We start from the raw sequence: 23,543 nt of genomic DNA on the forward strand, positions 1-23,543 counted from the left end.
TCATTTGCCGGTCGCACGACCGAGGCCCGCTTTTCGGCGTGCGTGTGCATTCATGTCGGGGCTTTGATGGCGGCAGGGATGTCCAGCCAGCCCGCATCGATTTCAGGCAGCGGAATGGCTGCGATGAGGTCGCGCGTGTAGGCCTGCCGCGGGTTGTCGAACAAGGCGTCGGTGGCGCTCGCTTCGACGATCACGCCTTCGCGCATGACAATCACCTGCTTGCACAGCCGCCGGATGACCGACAAATCGTGGCTAATGAAAGCAACGGTCAGGCCCATCTCCGCCGCCAGCTTTTCCAGCAGGGTCAGGATCTGCGCCTGTGTCGACACGTCGAGGCCGGAGACGATCTCGTCGGCCAGCACGAATTTCGGTGACAGCGCCAGCGCGCGCGCGATGCCGACGCGCTGGCGCTGGCCTCCGGACAGTTCGTGGCGGTAGCGGCTGGCGAAGCTCTGCGGCAGGCCGACACGCTGCAGCGCTTCGGCGACGCGGGCTTTCAGGTTGTCGCCAAGGCCGTTCTGCTTCAGCGGTGCGGCGATGATGCTGGCAATGGTGCGGCGCGGGTTGAGCGACGACATCGGATCCTGGAAGATCATCTGCAAATTGCGGCGCAGTGGCCTGAGCTCCGCCTCAGGCAGATGGGTGATATCCAGGCCGTCGAAGCTGATGCTGCCGGCGCTGGGCTCCAAGAGGCGCACCAAAGCGCGGCCGAGCGTCGACTTGCCCGATCCGGATTCGCCGACGATGCCGGTAACCGAACCCCTCGGAAGATCGAAATCCAGGCCTTTGAGGATATCGGCCAGCGGCGCGCGGCCGATCAGCGGCTTGCGCGTCATGTCGGGCAAGGCTACGTTTAGCCCACGCACGGAAAACAGCGGCTCAGCCATGGGGTCGCTTCCAGGCCTGGTCGGCGGCAGCGATCTCTGAAGCAAGTCCGGCTAGCACCGCCTCGTCCACCGGCTTCAGCGAGGCGAAGGGGTCGGTGTAACGCGGCGTCGCGGCCATCAGCGCGCGTGTGTAGGGGTGCTGCGGGGCGGCGAAGAGAGCGGCCGTGTCTGCCTCCTCAACCACCTTGCCGGCATAGAGCACCGACACCTTCTGGCTGATTTTGGCGACGACGCCGAGATCATGAGTGACGAACAGGATCGCCGTGCCGTGTTCGCGCTGCAATTGCACGATCAGCCGCAGGATCTGCTTCTGCACGGTGACGTCGAGCGCCGTCGTCGGCTCGTCGGCGACGATCAGCCGCGGCTCGGCGGCGAAAGCGGCGGCGATCAGCACGCGCTGGCGCATGCCGCCGGACAACTCGTGCGGATAGCTTTTGAGCACGCGTTCGGGGTCGCGGATCTGCACCTCGTCGAGCAACTGGCGAATGCGGGTGTCGGCCTTTTGCCCGTTCCAGCCGAGGATGCGCACCAGCCGGTCGGTCATCTGCGAGCCGATGCGCCGTGACGGGTTGAGGGCGGTTAGCGGATCCTGCGGTATCAGTGCCGTGCGCGCGCCGATCAGCGTACGCCGTGCCTTGGGCGGAAGCTTGCCGAGGTCTTCGCCTTCAAGCCTTATGTCGCCCGCGACAACGCGCACGCTCGACGGCAGGACACCGAGCACCGCCTTGCCGATCATCGTCTTGCCGGCACCGCTCTCGCCGACCAGGGCGCGGACCTCGCCGGGCTGGACGGCAAGCGACACCGAGCGCAGCACGCGCTGGCCGTTCGGCAGCACGGCGCTTAGATCGCTGATGTCCAGACAGATGGCGCTCATCGCAGCACCGGATCGAAGCGCGTCTTCAGCGCCTCGCCGAACTGGCTGAACGACAGCACGGTGAGGATTAGCGTGATCAGCGGAAACACCAGCACCCACCAGGCCTGGTGGATAGACAGCCGGCCCTCGGCGATGATGCCGCCCCAGGTTGGATCGTCGGTCGAGATCGACAGATTGACGAAGGAGAGGATCGCCTCGACGATAACGGCGATGCCCATTTCCAGCGACAGCAGCGCGACGATCGACGGCACGACATTGGGCAGCACTTCGCGCAGCATGATGCCGATGCGGCCATAGCCGGCGATGCGGGCATTCTCGACATAGTCCATGCGTGACTGGCCCATGGTCTCGGCACGGATCACCCGGCAGAAACGCGTCCAGTCGATGATGGCGATGGCGAGGATGACGGAACTGAGACCAGTGCCGAGCACGGCAACCAGAAGGATGGCGAACAGCACCGGCGGAAACGCCATCCAGACATCGACGATGCGCGAGATGATGCGGTCGGCCCAGCCGCCGAAATAGCCAGCGACCAGCCCAAGCGTCGAGCCGACCATGCATGCGGCGATGGCCGCGGCGAAAGCGACGATGAAGGCGATGCGGCCGCCGAAGATCAGCCGGGACAGAAGATCGCGGCCGAGGCTGTCGGTGCCGAGCCAATAGCCGGGCTCGGCACCATTCATCCAGAACGGCGGCAGCCGCTCCAGCATCAGATCCTGCGCCAGCGGGTCTTGCGGCGCGACCAGCGGCGCAAAGATTGCTGCCAGAAGCGCCAGCATCAGCCAGCCGCCGGCCAACCACAAGCGCGGGGAGATACCACGCCTTGGAGTACGGCCCTCATCCATGGCGCAGCCTCGGATTAAGCAGGGCGTACATCATGTCGACGGCGAGGTTGATCAGCACGAACAGCAGCGCGAAGACCAGCACGATGCCCTGGATCAGCGGCAGGTCGCGGTTGATGACGGCATCGATCGCCATATTGCCGAGGCCTTCATAGGAAAACAGCCGTTCGACGATGACCGTGCCACCGATGAGGAAAGTGAACTGCACGCCGACCAGCGTCAGCGTCGGCAGGGCGGCATTCTTGAGCGCCTCGCGCAGGATGACCTGCGTTTCCGAAAACCCCTTCACCCGCGCCAGCACGACATAGTCGAGGTCGAGCACTTCCTTGAGCGACTGTTTCAACAGCTGCGAGATGATCGCCGCCAGGGGCAGCGCCAGCGCCACCGCCGGCATCAGCATGTGCTTCAGGAGATCCCAGGTGAGGTCGAGGCGCAGGCGAAGCAAGCTCTCGAACAGATAGAACTGGGTGACGAAGGGTAGGTCGAGCTGCGGCGACACCCGGCCGGAAATGTCGAAGATCGGCACCAGCACGCCGAACAGAAGGATTAGCACCAGGCCCCATAGGAAATCGGGAATGGAGAGTGCCGCGCCGCTGGCGATGTCGATGCCGGCCTCGACCGCCGTGCCGCGTTCGCGTGCGCCGATGACCGCCGTCGTGCCGCCGAGCGCCACCGCCATGATGAGCGCGACGATGGCGAGTTCCAGCGTCGCCGGCAGCCGGTTAAAGACAAGGCCGAGTACGTCTTGCCGCAGCGAGATCGAGGTGCCGAAATCGCCCCTGGCCACGCCGGACAGCCAGATGAAGAATTGCTGCACGATGGTCTTGTCGAGCCCATAGAGCGCGCGCAGCCGGGCGATGTCGGCATCCGTCGCGCCGGGCGGCAGCATCATGGCGATCGGATCGCCGGGCGCGACGCGGATCACGACAAAGACGACGACGGCCACGCCGAACAGCGTGATCAGCATCGTCAGAAGACGGATCAGGAATCTTTGCAGGAGCATTCTGGCGTAGGCCTAATGCGTTTCAGTGACTGGAACGAACAGCCCCCTCATCCGGCCGCTTCGCGGCCACCTTCTCCCCGAGGGGAGAAGAGGTCGCTGACGGCTGAGCCAGCTCTTCTCCCAGCGGGGAGAAGGTGGCCCGAAGGGCCGGATGAGGGGGCCTGCGCAAATTGGAAGGCACGCCGTCTTGCGACAGCGTGCCTCTCGCCTGTCTCAGGCCGGGGTCATCAGGGCCGGCAGCAGCGCGCCGGACACATGCTGCACCACATTGACGCTCTTGGCATGCACGATCGGCTGCGCATACTGCATCAGCGGCAGCACATAGGCCTGCTCGGCGATGTATTTGTCGACGGCCTTCCATCCGGCGATGCGCTTGGCCTCGTCCTTTTCGCCCCACAGCGGGTTGATCATGTCGATCAGGTCCTGGCTGTCCCACACCGAATGCGGGCTCGGGCCGTACATGGCAAAGCCGGTCGAGGTGGTCGGATCGCCGATGGCATTGCCCCAGTTGTAGAAGGCGGCCGGCGCCAGCTTGTCGGCGGCGCGCAGCTCATAGTGCTTGGCGATCTCGTAGACCTCGATCGTCGCCTCGATGCCGACCTTGCGCCACATGCCGACGATCGCCTGGATCATCTCATAGTCCTTGGGCTTGAAGCCCTTGGTCGTCTGGATGGTGAACTTGACCGGCTTTTCCGGCGAATAGCCGGAGGCAGCGAGCAGTTCCTTCGCCTTTTCCGGATTGTGCTCGACCTTGATCGACGCATCGTAGGCCGCGTATTCCGGCGTTTCCAGCGTGTCGATCGGCTGGCCGTAGCCGCGCAGCAGGCGGTCGACCAGCAGCTTCTTGTCGATCGACATGACGGCTGCCTGGCGGACGTTCTTGTCCAGCATCGCCTCGATGTCGTTGAAGAAGATCATGCCGATGTCGGAGACGTTCTTGCACGAGCCGGCCAGCCCGTCCTTGGCGATCAGCCGGTCATACTCCTCATAGGGAATCTCCAGCGTCACCTGCGAGGAGCCGGATTCGATCTCAGCGACGCGGCTCGCCGCATCGGCGACGAACTTGATCGTCACATTCTCGAAGGCCGGCTTGCCGCCCCAATAGTTCGGGTTGGCCTTCAGCCGCAGGAAGGCGTTGCGCTCGAATTTCTCGACCATGTAGGGGCCAGTGCCGATCGGCGCCTTCTCGAAACCTTCGGCGCCGACCTTCTCGTAGTAGGCTTTCGGCATGATGTAGCCGGTCAGAAACGACATCCACTTGAAATAAACCGGGTCGAACTGCACCACGTCGCCGGTGATCTTGTTGCCGTCGATCTTGAAGTTGTTGACGTTCTTCCAGACGAACTGGATCGGGTTGCCGGTCTTCTCGTCACCCGCCCGCTGCAGCGACCAGACCACGTCCTCGGCAGTGAACGGCGAGCCGTCGTGCCAGGTCACGCCTTCGCGCACCGTCATCATGATCTTGGTGCGGTCGTCGTTCCAGCCCCATTCGGTGAGCAGGCCGTGGGCGAAGGACAGGTCGGGCTTCTGCGGGATGAACTGGTCGAACACCGACTGGTAGAGGCCCTGGATGGTCGGGTTGACAGCCGAAGGCCCGGTGGTCGGATCCCAGGACGGCAGGTTGACGTTGTAGGCGATGGTCAGTTCCCCGGCGGCCGCCTTGGCGATCTGCGGCAGGCCGACGGCGGCCACCCCGAGTGCCGCGGCACTGTATCCCAGCAATTCGCGTCTGTTGATTGTCATGGTCGTTCCCCTTGTTGGTTTTCTGTTTTCTGCGCGCGGCTTCGTCAGTTCATTGTTCAGGCTCTTGGGCAGCAGCGCCTTGCCCTCTTTCGCCTGCGTGAAATCTGGCTCTACCTCCCGCCAAGCTGTTGCGCGAGCATGTATCCGGAAGCCGCACCGGTGCCGGCGCCCGGCCATGTCGCGGCCCCCGTGAGATGAAGGTTACCGACCGGCGTGATCCAGCCGGCGTATCCGCGTGCCGGCCGGAACAAAAAGTTCTGCGTCAGATGATGGCTGCCGCAGACCTGGTCGCCACCGACGAGGTTCGGGTTTTCACGCTCGAGATCGATGGGTGAGAACACCGCCTGGCCGAGGATCTTCCTTCGCAGGCCGGGCGCATAGGTCTCGATGATGTCGAGGGCGCGGTCGGCGTAGAGCTCCTTGACCTTGTCCCAATGCCCTGGGGCGATCTTGCCAGTGGCATCGCCTGTGATTTCGGCGGGCAGCATGCGCACCTGCACCCACAGCACATGCTTGCCTGCGGGCGCCCGCGACGGGTCGATCGCTGTCGGCTGGCCGACGACCAGCACCGGCTCGTCCGGCAACATCCCCGCCATCGCTTGCTGATAGGTGCGCGACATGGCATCGAGCGACGGCGACAGATGCACATAGGCGAATTGTCGAAGCTCCGCTCCGGCGCGCCAGTCGGGCAGATCATCCAGCGCCAGATGGATCATCATCGTGCCGGGCGCGTGGCGGAATTTTTGCATCGCCGTGTCGAAGCCGGCGTCACCCGAACCATTGGGCAGCAGTTTGCCGGTCAGCGCCTTGGGCGCGACGCCGGCAATGACCGCCCTGGTGGCGGTATGCGTCTCACCGGAAGCAAGCCGCACGCCGGTCGCCTTGCCGGCGGAAACGATGATCTCGGCCACTTCGGCATCGGTGACGATCTTGCCGCCGGCTGACGTGACCATGCCCGACAGGGCGCGGATGATGGTGTCGGCGCCCCCCTTGCCCAGCACCATGCCGAAACTCTGGTTGGCCATCGATTCCAGATAGGGGAACACGGCACCGCCGGCGATGTCGGGGGCGAAGTCGAGATGCATGCCCCAGGTAGCGAGCGTTGCCCGCACATGCGGCGACTCGAAAGTTTGCTCCAGCCAGACGCGGGGTGAGGACAGCAGCAGTTGGCCGGTATCGAGCGCGCCGGCAATACCCTTCTTGCGCCACAGGTTCCACGCGATGCCGGCAAGCGCGCGGGCGCTCATCGGCGAACCCAGCAGCCGGAACAGATGCTCGGCCTCCGCCGGAAAGGCGGCGACCAGTCCGCGCCATGTCGCGGCGTCAGTGGCGGAGAAGGCGGCCATGCGCGCGGCGGTCTTTTCCAGATCGTTGCTGACGCCGAACCAGCGCCCGTCCGGAAAGGCGCTGGCGAAACAGTCGGCGACCGGGGCGAATTCCAGTCCCTGTGCTTTCAATTCATTTGCATATTTCTGGTGGAAGGCCGAGCCGGCAAACAGGCTCAGATTCATCGCGCCGAAATCGTGGCGGAAGCCGGGAAGGGTGAATTCGCGCGTCTGGACGGCGCCGCCGACTGTTGCGCTGCGCTCGAAAATCCCGGTTTTCCAACCTTTGAGCGCCAAATGCGCGGCGCATGCCAGACTGTTGTGGCCCGCCCCGACAAAGATGGCGTCGAACTCGCTCACGCCCCGTTCCCATTTCCTTTATGCTTAAAGATAATTGCAGATGCATATGTTTTCGTCTAGTAGGATATTAAGGGCCGAGACGAGCCTTGATCATCATCACGAAAGAGGGAACAGAGACCATGGACACGCAAAAACTCCTCGGCGAAGTCGCCGGCCAGCTTCTTTCCGGCGCCATCAAGGTGGTCGACCTGTCGGCGCCGCTCGGGCCTGACACGCCACTGATCAAGCTGCCGCCAGAGCTTGCCGTCGACACGCCCAAGGTCGAGATCCATAACATCTCCCGTTACGACAAGAACGGTCCGTGGTGGGCTTGGAACTGGCTGAAGCTCGGCGAGCATTCGGGCACGCATTTCGATGCGCCGCAGCACTGGATCAGCGGCAAGGATTATCCGGACGGCGCCACCGACACCATTCCGGCGCAAAACTTCGTCGGCCCGGTCAATGTCATCGACTGCTCGAAGGAAGCCGCCGCGGATCCCGATTTCCTGCTCACCGTCGACCACATCAAGGCATGGGAAGCCAAGCACGGCGCCATCAATGCCGGCGAGTGGGTGGTGATGCGCACCGACTGGTACAAGCGCAACGGTTCGGAAGCCGAGTTCCTCAATGCCAACGAGACCGGCCCGCACACCCCTGGACCGACGGCCGAAGCCATCCAGTTCCTGATCAGCAAGGATATCAAGGGCTGGGGCAGCGAGACGATCGGCACCGATGCCGGCAAGGCAGGCGGCATGGAGCCGCCATTCCCGGCGCACACGCTGATGCACAAGGCCAACCGCTACGGTCTTGCCAGCCTCTGCAACCTCGACCAGTTGCCGCCAAAGGGCGCCATCCTGATCGCGGCGCCGCTCAAGATCGAACACGGCACCGGCAGCCCGATCCGCGCGCTGGCGCTGGTTTCGAAGGGCTAGGCGAAAGCACGCTGAAGTGAGCCAAACGGATCACATCATCGTCGGCAGCGGCATCAACGCGCTGGTCTGCGCGGCGATGCTCGGCGGCAAGGGCGCCAAGGTGCTCGTCCTCGAGCGCAACGACCGCATCGGCGGTTGCATGCGCACCGAGGAGATCACCGCGCCCGGCTTCATCCATGATGTGATGGCCACGACCTTCGTGCTGTTCATCACCTCGCCGGCCTTTGCGGCGCTGGGCGCCGACCTGGCGCGGCATGGGCTGGAGTTCTGCCACACCGGCACGCCGACCGGCGTGCTGCGGCCGGACGGTAGCCATGCAGTGCTCAGCACCGACCGCGCCGCAAACGTCGCGGCGCTCAATGCGATCGCGGCAGGCGACGGCGACCGGCACGCGGAGGATGTCGGCGGCATCGAGCGCAATGCCGGCCTGCTGTTCGGCCTTCTCGGCGGCAGCCTGTGGTCGTATCCGACGGCGAAGCTGCTGGGCGGTGATGCCTGGCGGCGCGGCCCGCGTGGCCTTGCCGCCTTTCTCGGCGAGGCACTGGTGCCGGCGCGCGGCTGGCTGGAAAACACCTACCAGTCCGAAACCATCCGTGCGCTGTGGGCGCCCTGGGTGCTGCATGCCGGCCTTGGGCCGGAAGATGCTTTCTCCGGCCAGATCGCCAAGGTCATCGCTTTCGCGCTCGAGGCGGCCGGCGCACCGATCGTCAAGGGCGGGGCGAAGAACCTGCTGGCAGCCTTCGAGGCGCTCATCACCGAGCGCGGCGGTGTTATCTCCACCGAAGCGGACGTTGCCTCCATCATCCTGACTGGGGGCCGCGCCACCGGCGTGCGGCTGGCCTCGGGCGAAACGGTCCATGCCAAGAAGAGCGTCATCTGCTCGGTGACGCCGACGCAGCTCTACGGCCGGTTGCTCGGTAGCGAGGCTCCCAAAGCCGACGTTGAGGCAACGCAGAAATACCGTTACGGCAAAGGCAATTTCCAGATCCACTACGCCTTGGACAAGCCGCCGGCATGGCGCGGCGAAGGCCTGGATAAGGTGGCACTGCTACACCTGACGCCCGGGCTCGACGGCGTATCGAAAGCCTGCAACGAAGCGGCGCGCGGCATGCTGCCGGAGGTGCCGACCATCTGCGTCGGCCAGCCGCATGCGCTCGATCCGTCGCGCTGCCCTGAAGGCAAGGCGATCCTGTGGCTGCAACTGCCCGAGGCACCTCGCCACATCAAGGGCGATGCCGCCGGCACGCTGCAGGCGCCGGCTGACGGGCAATGGACAGACACGCTGCGCGAAGCCTATGCGGATCGTGTCGAGGCCATCCTTGCCGGCCATATCGATGGTTTCAAGGACAGCGTCATCGCACGCCGCGCCTATTCCCCGGCCGATCTGGAGGCAATGAACATCAATCTGGTCGGCGGTGACCCCTACGGCGGTTCCTCGACCATCGACCAGTCGTTCCTGTGGCGGCCGCTCAAGACCAGCCGCAACCACCAGACTGGTATCAAGAACCTCTACCATATCGGCGCCTCGACCCATCCGGGTGCGGGCCTTGGCGGCGGCTCCGGCTTTCTCCTGGCGGGGAGACTGTGATGGAGCAGAAGGTTGCCGAAAAGCGCCAGCGCATTTCGACCCTGGGGCAGATCGGCCTGCAGCAATTCGCGCCCTATCTGATGAACCGCATCATGGGCCGCTACAACGCCACCTTGCGCGATGATTTCCGCAAGCAGGGCCTGACCATCCCGCAGGTTCGCACGCTGGCCGTCCTGTCGGTCACCGACGGCATCACCGTCAACGACCTCTCGGTCTATACGGTCATCGAGCAGTCGACCTTGAGCCGGACGCTCGACTCGCTGGAGGGCCAGGGTCTTGTGCGGCGCGAGCAAGGTGTCACCGACAGCCGCATCCGCCACGTGTTCCTGACCGATGACGGCCGCGCCGAGTTCACCCGCGCCTGGCCAGCCATGCATGACGCGTTCGAGGCGATGTTCGACGACGTCGACGATGCCGAATACGTGGCGCTGATCGCGACACTGCAGAAGATGCTCAAGAACATTCGCAAGCACGACATCTAGACCTACGCGCCGCCAGTGCCAGGCGACAATAGGCCGGCGGCAACGGAAGGATTGAAGAAATGGCCGAACGTTCTTTTGCCAAGGAAGTCGAAAAGCTCAGGCTCGGCGCCGGCGAGGAATTTGCCGGCGAAGGCATCCTCGCCATCACCAAGGCGCTGCTGCAATGCGGCGTCGGCTATGTCGGCGGCTATCAGGGCGCGCCGATCAGCCACCTGATGGACGTGCTGGCCGACGCGCAGGACATTCTGGGCGAGCTCGGCGTGCATTTCGAGGCCAGTGCCTCGGAAGCCACCGCCACCGCCATGCTGGCCGCTTCGGTGCATTACCCGATCCGTGGTGCGGCGACCTTCAAGTCGACCGTCGGCACCAATGTCGCCTCCGATGCGTTGGCCAATCTCGCTTCCGGCGGCGTCACCGGCGGTGCGCTGATCATCGTCGGCGAGGACTATGGCGAGGGCTCCTCGATCATGCAGGAGCGCAGCCATGCCTTCGCCATGAAAAGCCAGGTCTGGCTGCTCGATCCGCGCCCCAATCTGCCCTCGATCGTCAAGGCGGTGGAGGACGGCTTCGAGCTGTCGGAGATTTCCAACACGCCGGTCATGCTCCAGGTCCGCATCCGCTGCTGCCACGTTCACGGCCATTTCATCGCCAAGGACAACAAGCGGCCGCCCATGACGGTCGCCGATGCGCTTGACGCGCCGCGCCGCGACACCGGCCGCATCGTGCTGCCACCCGCCTCCTTCCTGCACGAGAAGGAGAAGGTGCAGAAGCGCTGGCCGGCGGCGGTGGACTTCATCCGCAAGAACAAGATCAATGAGTTCTTCGGATCGGATCATGGTTCGGTCGGCATCGTCATGCAGGGCGGCATGTACAATTCGGTCATCCGCGCGCTGCAGCGGCTCGGCCTTGCCGACACCTATGGCGACACCGACGTGCCGCTCTATGTACTCAACGCCGTCTATCCCTTGATCGATGACGAGTTCCTGTCTTTCTGCGAGGGCAAGCAGTCGGTGCTCGTCGTCGAGGAAGGCCAGCCCAACTACATCGAGCAGGCGTTCGCTTCGATGCTGCACAAGGCCGGGCGTGGCACCAGGCTGGTCGGCAAGGAGCATTTGCCCATGGCCGGCGAATACACCGGCCAGGTCATGCTCGACGGCATCGGCGCCTTCCTGCGCGCCGAGGCGCCGCATCTGCTGCCGGGCGAGGTGCGTGCCCCCAACAAGATCGGCGACGGCGTCGACGCAGCCGACCTGATCAATGTCGTGCCGGGCCGTCCGCCGGGCTTCTGCATCGGCTGCCCGGAACGGCCGATCTTTGCCGCGACAAAACTGGTCGAACAGGAGCTCGGCAAGCATCACATCGCCTCCGACATCGGCTGCCATCTGTTCTCGATCATGCCGCCTTTCGAACTCGGCGCCACCACCATGGGCTACGGGCTAGGGCCGGCTTCGGCCTCAGCGTTCAATTCGCCCGACGCCAAACGCCGCTCGATCTCCTTTGTCGGCGACGGCGGCTTCTGGCACAACGGCCTGACCTCTTCGATTGGCAATGCGGTGTTCAACAAGAACGACGGCGTTATTGTCATCGTCGACAATTTCTATTCGGCAGCGACCGGCGGACAGGACATCCTGTCGTCCCGCGCCGGCAACAAGACCAAGTCGACGAAGCATCCGATCACCGAGGCGGTCAAAGGCATGGGCGTCAAATGGCTGCGCCATGTCGACCGCACCTATGACGTCACCAAGATGCAGGACACGTTGCGCGAGGCGCTGACGACGGAAGAAAAGGGGCCGAAGGTCATCGTCGCATCCTCCGAATGCATGCTCAACCGGCAGCGCCGCGAAAAGCCGTTGGTCGACAAGGCAATCAAGGGCGGCGAGCGCGTGGTGAAACCGAAGTTCGGTGTCGACGAGGACATCTGCACCGGCGACCATGCCTGCATGCGTCTCTCCGGCTGCCCATCGCTGTCGGTGAAGTCAACAGACGATCCGCTGCGCGACGATCCGGTGGCGCATATCGACCAGAGCTGCGTCGGCTGCGGCAATTGCGGCGAGGTTGCCGATGCGGCGGTGCTGTGTCCGTCCTTCTACCGCGCCGATGTCGTGCACAATCCGAGCCGCTGGGACCGTTTCCTGGAATCCACGCGCCGCGCCGCCATCAGCCTGTTGCAGCGCCGCCGCGAAAGCCGGCGCCTGACCTTCGCCGATGCTTGACGCTGTCCCGCCATTTCGCCCGGGGGCCGGGGCCGAGGGTGACGAGCGCGTCATCAAGCTTGCCGTGCTGGCGGTCGGCGGCCAGGGCGGCGGCGTGCTGGCCGACTGGATCACCGATGTCGCCGAGCGCAACGGCTTTGTCGCGCAATCGACCTCGGTCGCCGGCGTCGCCCAGCGCACCGGCGCTACCATCTACTATGTCGAGATGGCCCGCGACACCGGCCGGCTGCCGGTCTTCGCATTGTCGCCCTCGCAGGGCGATGTCGACATCCTGATCGCCGCTGAACTGATGGAAGCCGGCCGCGCCATCATCCGCGGCTTCGTCACGCCTGAGCGCACCACGCTGATCGCCTCGTCGCACCGCATCGCCGCCGTGTCGGAAAAAATCGAACCGGGCGATGGCCGGGCCTCGTCGTCCAAGGTGCATGCTACGGCGGAGGCCGCTTCGAAGCGATTCATCGCCTTCGACATGGAAAAGATCGCCGCCGACAACGGCTCGATGATCTCGGCCAGCCTGCTTGGCGCACTGGCGGGGTCCGACGCGCTGCCGTTCACCCGCGAGAGCTATGAGCAGGCGATCGGTGCCGGCGGCCGGGGCGTCAAGGCCAGCCTCGCCGCCTTCGGCGCTGCGTTTGACCGCGCGCGCGGCACGGCAGCACCGGCGCTGAAGCCGGCCGAGCCCGTGATTGTCGAATCTGCCTTGGGCACAGGAAAAGTGAGTGGCCCGCAAAACCTGCTGCAAGGCTGGCAGGCTTTGGTCGCCCGCATCGACCTGTTGCCAATGGCTGTGCGCGACATGGCGCTCAGGGGCCTGAGAAAGGTCGTCGACTATCAGGATATCGCCTACGGGCGCGAGTATTTCGACCGGCTGGACAAGGCGGTCGCGCTGGACGAGCCGGATCGCGACTATAACCTGTCGATCGCCGCCGCAAAGCATCTGGCCAACGCGCTGTGCTACGACGATATGATCCGCGTCGCCGATCTCAAGACACGCTCGACGCGTGACAAACGCGTGCGCCGCGAGGTCGGCGTCAGGGAAGGCTCGATCCTGCAGGTGACCGAATATTTCCATCCGCGCATCGAGGAATTCTGCGGCACGCTGCCGGCGGGTCTGGGCAGCTACATCGAAAGCCGGCCGAAGCTCGCCGCCTTTCTCGACCGCCGCATCAACCACGGCCGCCGCATCCGCACCGACAGTTTTGCCGGCTTTGCAGCACTCTGGTTCATCGGCGGCCTGCGCCGCTGGCGCCGCAGCCTGCTGCGCCACAAGGTCGAGATCGCGCATCTCGATCGCTGGTACGCGCTGGCTCTCGACCATGTGCCCCAGGATTATGCGCTGGCTGTCGAGATCCTCAATTGCCGACGGCTGATCAAGGGCTACAGCGACACCCATGTTCGTGCGCAGTCCAAATTCGACCGCGTGCTGTCGGCGCTCGATCTGGTCAAGGGCCGCGCCGACGCCGCCGACTGGATCCGCCGCCTGCGCGAGATGGCGCTGAAGGACGAGAACGGCGACATGCTCGACGGCGCGCTGAAGACTGTGGCGACGCTGGGGCCGGATCCACTCGGCTGAGATATCTAGCGGCGGCAACGGATTGAAGCGCCGCAAGCGCATGCAGCGGCCCGGCTTTAGGGAACAGATGCAGCAGGCCTGAATCGACGCGCCGGCGCAGATGTGCGCCGAGTCGGCCCGGCCGCTAGTCGGATTGGTCGGCCGCAACCAGTTGTTCAGGCTTGAACCCGGCATGTTGCGGGGTCCACACCTCGCCCTCGCGATTGAACCAGTGGCACAGATACATGCCCGAGGCCGCGCCATCGCTGACCGTCATCCTGGGGCCTCCGGATTTCAGCTTGACGACGTCTCCGGTCTTGAAATTGTTGGGCATTTTTGACCTCCCATGCTGAGCCACGAGTTTCACATCAAACCGGGGTCCCGACAATGGCAGATGTGCTTCGCCGGCATCGCAATCCTTTGCACCAGCAGTGCATCCCTCGAGCGCATCGCGGCGGTCCGTTCTATCTCTTCGGTCTTAACCTTTCCGTAAATATTTGGCCTCTACTTGGACAGCGATGGCCTCGTGGCGGAGCGGCTACGCTGGAGACGGCAAATCTCTGAAGCCTCGGTTCGATCCCGAGGCGAGGCCTCCACTCAATCCCCCTGCACATTCTATGCGTTCCGGAAATTTGGAAGTGACGGCCGCAGGCGCAAGGTTCAGGCACGCCTTGTCCAATATGCCTTTTGGACCATCTATGACCCATGGTCTCAGGCGTCGCAAATTTTCAGCATGATCTGTTCGGCTTAACCACGGCGTTTCCGGACGGTTTCCGTTACCTGTCGGACCTTATTACGCGCGATGACGAGTCCTTTCTGGTCGGCGAGCTTCAGGAACTAACATTCGAACCGTTCGATTTCCACGGTCATCTCGCCAATCGCCACGTCGCCAGCTTCGGAGCGCGTTACGACTATCAGCAACGCCAAGTGGTCGAGGCGCCCCCAATACCGGATTTTCTGCTGCCGCTTCGACAAAAGGTCGCTGCGTTTGCAGGCATTCCGGAACAGGACTTCGCCCAGGTCCTGATCAATGAATATCGACCTGGCGCCGGCATTGGCTGGCATCGCGACAAACCGCACTATGAGTCGATTGCGGGCGTTTCGCTCTTGGCGCCATGCGATTTCAGGCTGCGCCGCAAGAATGGCGAGAAGTGGGATCGCCAGACCATTACGGTCGAGCCGCGATCGGCCTATCTCATATCAGGTCCGGCGCGCAGCGAATGGGAACACAGCATTCCGCCTTTGGCCGAGCATCGCTACTCAATCACGCTCCGGACATTGCGGGTATGGGGCGGTGAGACTGGGCGTTGAGGTCGGCAAGCGTTACCGAATGGTTGATCGGCGATGTGCCGTGTCAATCGGCAATCTTGCCCAATGTGTCGGCGACGACCGCGCCGCGCTTTCCCATGGGCAGCGCCGCGCCTGTGGTCGAGTCGATGGCCGTCTGATGCTCCATTTCGGCGTTGATGGCGGCGCCGGCGATGAGGATGATGACTGAAATCCATGTCCACATCATCAAGCCGACAACCGCGCCAAGCGACCCGTAGGTGGCGTTGTAGTTGGCGAAATGCTGAAGATAGAACGAGAACAGCCACGATGCCACGATCCACACCGCTGTCGCAATCAAAGCTCCCCAACTCAGCCATCGCCATTTCGCATGCTCCCGGCTTGGCCCGAAGCGATAGAGCAGGGAAATGCCGGTCAGCATGGCACCTATCAGGACCGGCCAGCGAGAGACCGCAACCAACGTTTCCATCCAGGCATCAAGGTAGAAATAGCGCAACAATGTCGGGACAACGCCGACCGTCAGCAACAGCACAATGCCGATCAGCAAGGCGCCCACCGTGAACAGGATCGACATCAGGTTGAGGGTGATGAAGCTGCGTTTCTCGCGCTCCTCATAGGCGATGTTCATCGCATCGAAGAGCGCCTTCATGCCGCTGTTGGCGCTCCAAAGCGCGATGCCGAGGCCGATGAAGAAGCCTGTTCCGAGAGCGCCCGGTTTCTGTCTGGCCAGGGCCTGCAACTGGTCTCGAATGAGATCCAATCCACCTGACGGCAGCAATCCGCCTAGATAGGCGACGTGGTCCGCGACTGTGACCGGGTCCGCGACAAAACCATAGATTGAAATGAATGCGGCCAGCGCCGGAAACAGTGCCAGCAAAAGGTAGAAGGACGCGCCGGCCGCCACCAGCAGAACCCGGTCCTTGTTGAATTCTTCCCACAAGCGCCAGAAGATATCCTTCCAGCCGAGCGCCGGGATCTGCGACGGCCAGGCTGCTTCGCGCCCGCGATCTCCACGCTCAGACCGAAGACTGGCCTTGCTGCCTTCTGTCGTCGATGCCGCGCGATTGGCCGCTTCTGCATCGATCAATGAGGATGGCTTGCCGCTCGCCTGCTGGCTTCGTTCCGCTTTCGACGCCATCGGGCGCGCCTTACTCAGCGCCACGTTCGGCCAGGATGCCCGCTTCATGGGTCGAACCAATCTGCCGGATCTTGGCGCCTTTGCGTAGACGCACTTTGACCGGTGTGTCGAACACTAAGTCTTCCATAGCCCGCCTCCATGTCCCCGAACCGATGTCCGAAGCGTGCCCGATAACGCGGGGGCAGGGCACCCTGTTCCCGCGATCCCGCATCAAGGGTCGCCGACGGTTGAACAGCATGCGGAGTGAGAAAGATTTCTCGCCGAACTCGTGCATCTTTTGGCAATGAAGGGCGTTGGAAGGTGATCCCCATCAAACGGTGAGTCCCATGAAGGCGTTGACCAAGGACGATCTGAAAGCAGAAGCGGAACTGTCGGAGGATGCAGACCTCATCGTCAATCGAGCCGCCCATTTTGTTGGAGATTGGATTGAGGAGCATGTGATCGAGAAACCGACCATCGTGCCGGTTGGTGTCGACGCCGCTGAAGAACTCGCCAGCCAGTGCATCGCGGATGCGGAAGAAGAAGGCATTGCCGCGGAAGATATTCAGGATGAAGTCGGCGACCTCACGGAATATATCGCCGAAGCAATCGTCGAGGAAGGCGGTTCGATGGCGCCTATAGATGTCCAAAAGGGCAGGGGGCGTGACAGCAGGCACTACTCGGAGCGCGGCATGCTCAACGCTAAGGACGGTCGAAGACACAGGTGAAGTTGTTGGTGCCGCTTGCGTGACTCGAACACGCGACCCCCGCATTACGAATGCGGTGCTCTACCAACTGAGCTAAAGCGGCCCGGGAGGCCGAGGCCTCCAAGATGCGGGGGTGATAGACGCAACCGGCCGCGAATTCAAGATGCGACTTGGCAATTCATGCGAGGATGTCGTGCCGCCGTCGAAAGCCGGCCTCCGCGTTGTTTGCCAATCGGTCGCGACGTGACATCACGGCGTGGCGTGCACCTTCCTGCGCGCGAAAATCGATGAAAATGCTGATTTTGTTGCCGGAACGGCGCCGGCATGGACTTTGGACACCTCTCCAAGGCAGAATGCGCCGCTCGCCCGTTGATTGATTGGCCGCCTGCGGCTAACGATCACGGCAAGGTTGGCGAACGGACAGAGGGACCCGCTTGGACGCGATCGAAAAAGCGATCCGGAACGCCTTGGAGAGAGGCAATGCCGAGGACCGCGCGTTCCGCGAACGGGTCTATCGATCGGCGTTTGCCGCGCTCGACCGCGCGCTCCAGGCCAATCCCGGCGTGACCGTGGAAGTCGCCATCAAGCGCCGCAAGGCGATCCAGGCGAAAATCACCGAAATCGAATCCGAGTTCCTGCCGGCGGTGCCGGATGTCGGCCCGCAAGGCGATGCACCGGCGGTCGAGCTTGGGGCTGGCGCGGCGCCCGCGGTCGAGACCGGCCAAAAGGCACCGTCACCCGCCGTCGATGGCCCCGCGCAATCCGCTTCCGATGCGCCACGCTCGCGCGTGCTGCCCGTCGTTCCCGACATCATGCCGGACGCCGCTCTTCCCGACGCTCCGGCCATCGACATGTCGGCTCCGGCCTCGGCCGGCGCGGCGACGGAAGTGGCGCCCGATCGCGATGAACGGCGCATTCGAGGGCGTCGCTTGCCGCTGACCGCCATCTTCCTGACCGTGACGCTGCTTGCCGCTGTCGGCATTGGCCTGTTCTTCGCCGTGCAGACGGGCGTGTTCAAGACACAGGCGCAGCTCGATACCGCCCCGCCGCAAGCGCCACCGACCGTCGACGACGACGATTTCGCACCGGCCGACGGGGGCCCGGCAAAGCCCGGTGCCGCGGACCAGGCGCGCGACTGGATCAACGTGTTTTCGCCGGCCGATGCGTCGCATGTCAGCGCCCCGTCGGACGCCAAGGCTGAGGTGATGAAGGACGATACCGGTTCGTTCCTGCGCATCCGTTCCGGCGCCTCCGGTTCGGCGATCAGCTTCGATGTCGGACAAGGCGTGCTGGAGAAGCTCGCCGGCAAACATGCCGTGTTCGACATCATCGCCCGCTCCGAAGAAGGCAAGGAGACGCAGATTTCCGTCGACTGCAATTTCGGCGAACTGGGCGACTGCGGCCGCAAGCGCTATGCGGTCGGCCAGCAGCAGAACGAATATCTGTTCGACGTCCAGTTTCCCGACAAGCGTCCGGGTTCGGCCGGCACGATCGCGATCAATTCCGACTTCGACAAGCAGGGTAAGGCCGCCGACATCTACGAGATTCGCGTCTCCGTAGAGCCTTAAGAGCGCCGGACAGGACTAGCGGTCGAGCAGCGCCTGCAGCGTCTCGATGCGGTCGGCCTCGTTGGCCGGCTTGTCCCAGCGCAGCCGCGAAATGCGGGGAAAGCGCATGGCGACGCCTGATTTGTGCCGGGTCGAGCGGTTGAGCCCTTCGAAGGCCACTTCCAGCACCAGGCCGTTGTCGCGGTCGGCCCGTACCGAGCGCACCGGGCCGAAGCGCTCGACGGTGTTGTCGCGGACATATTTGTCGATCTGCTTCAGCTCCTCGTCGGTGAAGCCGAAATAGGCCTTGCCGACCGGCACCAGTTCCTCCTCGCCTTCCCCGCCCGACCAGACGCCGAACGTGTAATCCGAATAGAAGCTGGAGCGCTTGCCATGGCCGCGCTGCGCATACATCAGCACCGCGTCCACCGTGTGCGGATCGCGTTTCCACTTGAACCACGGGCCCTTCGGCCGGCCGGCGACATAAGCTGAGTCCCAGCGCTTCAGCATCACACCTTCGATGATCGGGTGCGGCGGTGCCCGCCGCAGCTCCTCCAGCGCCTGCCAGTCTGTGAAATCGACGAAGGGCGACAGATCGAAACGACTCGGGTCGAGCGTCCCGGCGAAGCTTTCGAGGCGGCCGCGCCGCTCGCGAAACGGCAGCGCGCGCAAATCCTCGTCGCCGATCTGCAGCAGATCGTAGCAGCGCATGAAGGCCGGATACCGCTGCTGCATCTTCGGCGTCACCGTCTTGCGGTTCAGTCGCTGCTGCAGATCCGAGAACGTTCCCGTTGCCTCCTGGGGATCGCCGACCAGCAACTCGCCGTCCAGTGTCGCGGAAAAATGCATGGCGTCGGCGAGGTCCGGAAAGGCGCCGGAGACATCGTCGCCGGTGCGCGAATAGAGCCGGCGGATACCGCCTTCGGCCACCGCCTGGACGCGGATGCCGTCCCATTTCCATTCGGCCGCATAATCCGCCGGATCGAGCTTTTCGAGATCACCGTCACCGACCGGGTTCGACAGCATCACCGGGCGAAACAACGCCATCGCCGTATTCCTGGGCTTTTCGGCCTTGCCTTCCAGCCACGCGAACAGTGTCGTGTAGGGCGGCGACAGCCCGTGCCAGAGCTCCTCGATCTCGCTGACATCGACGGCGCCGAAATCCGCCAGCGCCTGTTTGGCCAGCCGCGCCGACACGCCGATGCGCAGGCCGCCGGTGACCAGCTTGATGATGGCAAAGCGCGCCGAGATGCCGGCGCTGTCGAGCAGCCCTGCCAGCACCTTGGGGCCGTCGGACCGGCTAGCCGCCTGCAGTTTGGCGACGACCTCGCCAAGCGTGGGCTCGCGGTTCGGGATGTTTCCGGGCGTTTGCGGCCAGACCAGCGACACCGTTTCGGCAAGATCGCCGACATAGTCGTAGGAATAGCCGAACAGCACCGGATCCATGCGCTCGGTGACCAGCGTGCGCAGCATCGCGGGCTTGACCGCGGCGATGTTGAGATCGCCGGTGATGGCGGCCAGCGCCAGCCCGCGGTCGGGATCCTCCACAGTGCGGAAATAGTCGGTCAGCAAGGTCAGCTTGCCGTTGCGCGACGGCGTCAGGACAAGACGGTCGAGAAGTTCGGCGAAGCGGTTCATGCCCTCAATCGCCCTCGTCCTCGTAGCCGACCAGGTGCAGCGGTCGCGCCGCGATGCCTTCGAGTTCGCACCAGCGAACCAGCGCTTCCTCGCGGCCATGCGTCACCCAGATTTCCTCGGCTCCGGTCTCCTTGATGGTGGCGGTCAGCTCGTCCCAGTCGGCATGGTCCGAGATGATCAGCGGCAATTCGACACCGCCTTGCTTGGCGCGCTGGCGAATGCGCATCCAGCCGGAGGCAAAGCACGAGATCGGATCGGGAAAGCGGCGCGCCCAGCGGTCGGCGAAGGCCGATGGCGGGCCGACGACGATGGCGCCCGCGAAATCTTGGTCGCCGCCCTCCACCGTTGCCGGTTCGAGAGTGCCCAGGTCGATGCCCTGGCTCTGGTAATACTCGCTAAGTTTGGCCAGCGCGCCATGGATGTAGAGCGGCCGGTCGTAGCCGGCGTCGCGCAACAGCCGCATCACCCGCTGTGCCTTGCCCAGCGCATAGGCGCCGACCAGATGCGAGCGTTCGGGAAACTGCGCCGCCGATTTCAGCAGGCGGGCGATCTCGTCGGTATCGGGTGGATGGCGAAACACCGGCAGGCCAAAGGTCGCTTCGGTGATGAACACATCGCACTGGATCGGCTCGAATGGCGCGCAAGTCGCGTCCCTCTGCCGCTTGTAGTCGCCGGAAGCGACGATGCGCGTGCCCTGATGCTCGACGGATATCTGTGCCGAGCCCAGCACATGGCCGGCTGGATGGAAGCTGACGCTGACACCGTTGAGGGCAATCGTCTCGCCGAGCTGTGCCGCTTGCGTTGTTCCCGCGAAGTCCTCGCCATAGCGCAGACCCATGATGTCGAGCGTCTGTTGCGTCGCCAGCACCGAGCGGTGGCCGGAGCGTGCATGGTCGGAATGGCCATGCGTGATCAGCGCCCGGTCGACTGGCCGCACCGGGTCGATGAAGAAATCGCCCGGCGGGCAATAGAGGCCCTCGGGCCGGGGATGAAGCAGGTCGCTGGCGCGCATGATCCCCAAGATAGGATATAATTCCGCTGCGGGAAGCCTGTTGTAAGTGACTGCTGACTCCCGCATACAGCACCGCCGGCTCGATCCGCCGACAGGACCCATCGCCATGAAACCGCTTCAGGCCTCGTCCGGCGACTTGAACGCCGATCGCCGTGCCGACTATGCCGAGATGCTTCATGCGGATGGCGATCATGCGGCGGCGGCGGAATTGCTGCTCGGTGCGCTGGAAATGACGCCGCTATGGGCGATGGGCTGGTTTCGCCTCGGCGAAATACAGCTTGCGGCGGGCGCACCGGATCTGGCTGCGCAGGCCTGGACGATGTCGCTGCAACTCGATCCATCCGATCATCAAGGCGCTGCGCTGAACCTGCAATTGATCGGCAAGGCGCCGGCGGTCGATGCACTCCCCAGTGCCTTCGTGGAGACCTTGTTCGACCATTATGCCGAGAGTTTCGATGAATCATTGGTCGACAGACTGGGCTACCGGCTGCCTGAGTTGCTCGATCAGGCCATTCGAACGGCAAGGCCGGGGCGCCTCCCGCTGGCGCTGGATCTCGGCTGCGGCACCGGCCTGATGGGGCAGAAGCTGCGGCCGATCGCCGATCGGCTGGAGGGCTATGACATCTCGGCCAGGATGCTGAAGCAGGCGCGGGCCAAGGGCGCCTATGATTTCCTCGGCAAGGCCGATCTGCGGGATTTTTCCTATGCCGGTCCGAAAGCCGATCTGGTGACGGTGGCCGATGTCTTCATCTATGTCGGCGCGCTGGGCGGCGTTGTGAAGACGATTGCCGGCTTGCTGGCCAGCGATGGCCTTTTCGCGTTTTCCGTCGAGAGGCTGGCCGGCAGTGGCGATTTTGTCTTGCAGCCATCACGCCGCTACGCGCATGCGCAACACTATGTGCGGGACATCCTGGCTGCCAACGGATTTTCGGTCCTGTCGCTGGAAACAACCGTGATCCGGCAGGACCGGCGGGAACCCGTCAATGGGCTGGTCGTTGTGGCAGGCAGGTTGCCAGCGGGTTGAGGCTGCAATCTCTCGTCGGATTCGCGAAAAAGTCCGATTTGCATGCGCGACTGATATTTGCGATCTGGTCGCGTCAGGGCGGGATATCAGAGGAGCATAGTCGATGCGCTGGAACATGATGATCTTGGCATCTTGCCTGCTGACTGCCGGCTGCGTCGGCGGCACTTCGATGTCGGAACGCCAGGACGCCAACATCCAGTCTTCCCTGCAGTACGACAGGGTGCCGTGCGACCAGTTGCTGGCGCAGCGCAACGGTTTGGCGCAACAATACAACCTTCCGACCAAGGCCAAGCCGACCTTCTCCAATCCGGCGATGGGCTTCGGCCCGTTCACGCCGGACATGCGCTCCAAGGCCAAGCGCGACACCGACAAGGCGAGCGGCGAGATCGATGCCATGAACCGGTCGATCGATCGTCGCGAATGCGGCCAGCCGGACAAGCAGAAGAAGTTCGCCCTGCCAGGTTAGTACCCCGCCTTGCGGTCCACGAGATTGTCGAGCTTTTCGCCGCGCTCGAAGGCGTCCATCTGGCGCAGCATGATTGGCGCCAAATGGACAGGGTCGGAGGTCGCCGCCGCGTGAGGCGTCACGAACACTTTTGGATGTCCCCACAGCGGACTGGTCTTCGGCAACGGTTCAACCTCGAACACATCCAGGCTCGCCTCCTTCAGCGTGCCGTCGCCCAGCGCCCGCAAAATATCGGCGTCCTTCTGCAGGCGGCCGCGCCCGGCATTGATCAGCACCGAGCCGCCGAGGCCGTTGCGCTTCCTCAATTCCTTCAGCACGCCATAGTTGATGATGCCCTTTGTGTCCGGCGTCAGCGGCAAAAGCACCACCAGGATGTCGGTTGCCTTGAGGAAGGGAATGAGTCCGGCCTCGCCGGAATAGGTCGCGACGCCTTGCATCGGCCGCTCGCCTCGCGACCAGCCATTGACGGCAAAGCCGAGCGATAGCAGCACCGAGGCCGCGGCGCGGCCGAGACTGCCGAGCCCCATGATACCGACCGAAATGTCAGCGGCCGGCCTTTGCGGTGGCTCGTGCCAGATCTTCTTCGACTGCTGCGACCGGTAGAGCAGGCCCTGGCGGTGATGGTCGAGAACCCGCCAGACAACATATTCGGTCATGTACTGGGTGAGGTTGTCGGCGACGACCTTGACGATCGGCACGTCGGGCAGGCCGGGGTCGGCGAAGATATGGTCGACGCCGGCGCCGATCGAGAAGATGGCGCGCAGATTGGGCAGCGACGCCAGGATGTTCGGCTTCTGCTTCCACACCACGGCATAGGTGATCGACGGGTCGCTGGCGCCGTTTGGCTCCAGCACCACCTCGCGTTCGGCCGACAGGAGTTCGCGCCAGCGCTGCGGATGAAAGCCGGTGACGGCAAGCAGGATGCGGCCTTTTTCCATTGCAGTCTTCTCGTCCCTGTTTACGCT

General features: G+C 63.9%; 21 protein-coding genes and 1 tRNA gene. 10 read left to right on the forward strand and 12 right to left on the reverse strand.

Features of this window, described 5'->3' with window-relative positions; genetic code table 11:
• Positions 1-50: 50 nt before the first annotated feature.
• From ASD12_RS09600 to ASD12_RS09625, 6 genes are all read right to left on the reverse strand, one after another.
• Positions 51-887, reverse strand: coding sequence for an ATP-binding cassette domain-containing protein (locus tag ASD12_RS09600; RefSeq protein WP_056584718.1), 837 nt, complete (start codon positions 885-887; stop codon positions 51-53).
• Positions 880-1,761, reverse strand: coding sequence for an ABC transporter ATP-binding protein (locus ASD12_RS09605; protein WP_056584721.1), 882 nt, complete (start codon positions 1,759-1,761; stop codon positions 880-882). Before ASD12_RS09605 ends, ASD12_RS09600 begins: the two co-directional genes overlap by 8 nt.
• Positions 1,758-2,606, reverse strand: a complete 849-nt coding sequence (locus ASD12_RS09610; RefSeq protein WP_056584724.1) for an ABC transporter permease — start codon at positions 2,604-2,606, stop codon at positions 1,758-1,760. The genes ASD12_RS09605 and ASD12_RS09610 overlap by 4 nt, the downstream gene beginning before the upstream one ends.
• Entirely contained in the window at positions 2,599-3,606 is a 1,008-nt protein-coding gene (locus ASD12_RS09615) for an ABC transporter permease (RefSeq protein WP_056584727.1), read from the reverse strand. Before ASD12_RS09615 ends, ASD12_RS09610 begins: the two co-directional genes overlap by 8 nt.
• A gap of 213 nt (positions 3,607-3,819) precedes the next feature.
• Positions 3,820-5,349 (reverse strand): ABC transporter substrate-binding protein, encoded by a 1,530-nt coding sequence (locus ASD12_RS09620; protein WP_056584730.1) that lies wholly within the window; start codon positions 5,347-5,349, stop codon positions 3,820-3,822.
• 110 nt (positions 5,350-5,459) lie between these two features.
• Positions 5,460-7,034, reverse strand: a complete 1,575-nt coding sequence (locus ASD12_RS09625) for an NAD(P)/FAD-dependent oxidoreductase (protein WP_056584733.1) — start codon at positions 7,032-7,034, stop codon at positions 5,460-5,462.
• A gap of 119 nt (positions 7,035-7,153) precedes the next feature.
• On the opposite strand from ASD12_RS09625, the gene ASD12_RS09630 reads away from it, so the two are divergent.
• The 5 genes from ASD12_RS09630 to ASD12_RS09650 are packed head-to-tail and all read left to right on the forward strand — an operon-like array spanning position 7,154 to position 13,801.
• A complete protein-coding gene (locus tag ASD12_RS09630; protein ID WP_056584939.1) occupies positions 7,154-7,945 on the forward strand; it encodes a cyclase family protein in 792 nt (263 codons plus the stop codon).
• 16 nt (positions 7,946-7,961) lie between these two features.
• A complete protein-coding gene (locus tag ASD12_RS09635) occupies positions 7,962-9,533 on the forward strand; it encodes an NAD(P)/FAD-dependent oxidoreductase (RefSeq protein WP_056584736.1) in 1,572 nt (523 codons plus the stop codon).
• Positions 9,533-10,015 carry a MarR family transcriptional regulator gene (locus ASD12_RS09640; RefSeq protein ID WP_056584739.1) on the forward strand — a complete coding sequence of 161 codons (483 nt, stop codon included), beginning with the start codon at positions 9,533-9,535 and terminating at the stop codon, positions 10,013-10,015. Before ASD12_RS09635 ends, ASD12_RS09640 begins: the two co-directional genes overlap by 1 nt.
• Positions 10,016-10,074: 59 nt before the next feature.
• Positions 10,075-12,228 (forward strand): indolepyruvate ferredoxin oxidoreductase subunit alpha, encoded by a 2,154-nt coding sequence (locus ASD12_RS09645; RefSeq protein WP_056584742.1) that lies wholly within the window; start codon positions 10,075-10,077, stop codon positions 12,226-12,228.
• Positions 12,221-13,801, forward strand: a complete 1,581-nt coding sequence (locus ASD12_RS09650) for an indolepyruvate oxidoreductase subunit beta family protein (protein ID WP_056584745.1) — start codon at positions 12,221-12,223, stop codon at positions 13,799-13,801. The genes ASD12_RS09645 and ASD12_RS09650 overlap by 8 nt, the downstream gene beginning before the upstream one ends.
• A 124-nt stretch (positions 13,802-13,925) precedes the next feature.
• Here the strand turns inward: ASD12_RS09650 and ASD12_RS09655 are convergent, their stop codons facing one another.
• The gene (locus ASD12_RS09655) at positions 13,926-14,114 is read right to left on the reverse strand and encodes a DUF2158 domain-containing protein (RefSeq protein ID WP_056584748.1); all 189 of its coding nucleotides are present in this window, start codon (positions 14,112-14,114) and stop codon (positions 13,926-13,928) included.
• 371 nt (positions 14,115-14,485) lie between these two features.
• On the opposite strand from ASD12_RS09655, the gene ASD12_RS09660 reads away from it, so the two are divergent.
• Positions 14,486-15,091 carry an alpha-ketoglutarate-dependent dioxygenase AlkB gene (locus ASD12_RS09660; RefSeq protein WP_056584751.1) on the forward strand — a complete coding sequence of 202 codons (606 nt, stop codon included), beginning with the start codon at positions 14,486-14,488 and terminating at the stop codon, positions 15,089-15,091.
• Positions 15,092-15,134: 43 nt separating this feature from the next.
• On the opposite strand, the gene ASD12_RS09665 is transcribed toward ASD12_RS09660, so the two are convergent.
• Entirely contained in the window at positions 15,135-16,205 is a 1,071-nt protein-coding gene (locus ASD12_RS09665) for a YihY/virulence factor BrkB family protein (RefSeq protein ID WP_056584755.1), read from the reverse strand.
• A 326-nt stretch (positions 16,206-16,531) separates the two neighbouring features.
• Here ASD12_RS09665 and ASD12_RS09670 point away from each other — a divergent pair, with 326 nt between their 5' ends.
• The gene (locus tag ASD12_RS09670) at positions 16,532-16,912 is read left to right on the forward strand and encodes a DUF768 domain-containing protein (protein WP_056584759.1); all 381 of its coding nucleotides are present in this window, start codon (positions 16,532-16,534) and stop codon (positions 16,910-16,912) included.
• Positions 16,913-16,918: 6 nt separating this feature from the next.
• Here ASD12_RS09670 and ASD12_RS09675 read toward each other — a convergent pair.
• Positions 16,919-16,994, reverse strand: a tRNA-Thr gene (locus ASD12_RS09675).
• A 331-nt stretch (positions 16,995-17,325) separates the two neighbouring features.
• Here ASD12_RS09675 and ASD12_RS09680 point away from each other — a divergent pair.
• Positions 17,326-18,459, forward strand: a complete 1,134-nt coding sequence (locus tag ASD12_RS09680) for a hypothetical protein (protein ID WP_056584762.1) — start codon at positions 17,326-17,328, stop codon at positions 18,457-18,459.
• Between the two features lie 15 nt (positions 18,460-18,474).
• Here ASD12_RS09680 and ASD12_RS09685 read toward each other — a convergent pair whose 3' ends face one another.
• Together ASD12_RS09685 and ASD12_RS09690 are read right to left on the reverse strand one after the other, a co-directional pair.
• Positions 18,475-20,076, reverse strand: coding sequence for a cisplatin damage response ATP-dependent DNA ligase (locus ASD12_RS09685; RefSeq protein WP_056584764.1), 1,602 nt, complete (start codon positions 20,074-20,076; stop codon positions 18,475-18,477).
• Positions 20,077-20,080: 4 nt separating this feature from the next.
• A complete protein-coding gene (locus ASD12_RS09690) occupies positions 20,081-21,088 on the reverse strand; it encodes a ligase-associated DNA damage response exonuclease (RefSeq protein ID WP_056584766.1) in 1,008 nt (335 codons plus the stop codon).
• 106 nt (positions 21,089-21,194) lie between these two features.
• On the opposite strand from ASD12_RS09690, the gene ASD12_RS09695 reads away from it, so the two are divergent.
• Together ASD12_RS09695 and ASD12_RS09700 are read left to right on the forward strand one after the other, a co-directional pair.
• Entirely contained in the window at positions 21,195-22,112 is a 918-nt protein-coding gene (locus ASD12_RS09695) for a methyltransferase domain-containing protein (RefSeq protein WP_056584769.1), read from the forward strand.
• Between the two features lie 103 nt (positions 22,113-22,215).
• Complete coding sequence (locus ASD12_RS09700) at positions 22,216-22,578, forward strand: hypothetical protein (protein WP_056584771.1); 363 nt, start codon at positions 22,216-22,218, stop codon at positions 22,576-22,578.
• Here the strand turns inward: ASD12_RS09700 and ASD12_RS09705 are convergent.
• On the reverse strand, positions 22,575-23,516 hold the full coding sequence (locus tag ASD12_RS09705; RefSeq protein WP_056584773.1) for a glyoxylate/hydroxypyruvate reductase A: 942 nt from the start codon (positions 23,514-23,516) through the stop codon (positions 22,575-22,577). The two genes, ASD12_RS09700 and ASD12_RS09705, sit on opposite strands and share 4 nt — an antisense overlap.
• Positions 23,517-23,543 lie beyond the last annotated feature (27 nt).

The organism is Mesorhizobium sp. Root102 (assembly GCF_001425625.1).
Taxonomy (GTDB): domain Bacteria; phylum Pseudomonadota; class Alphaproteobacteria; order Rhizobiales; family Rhizobiaceae; genus Mesorhizobium.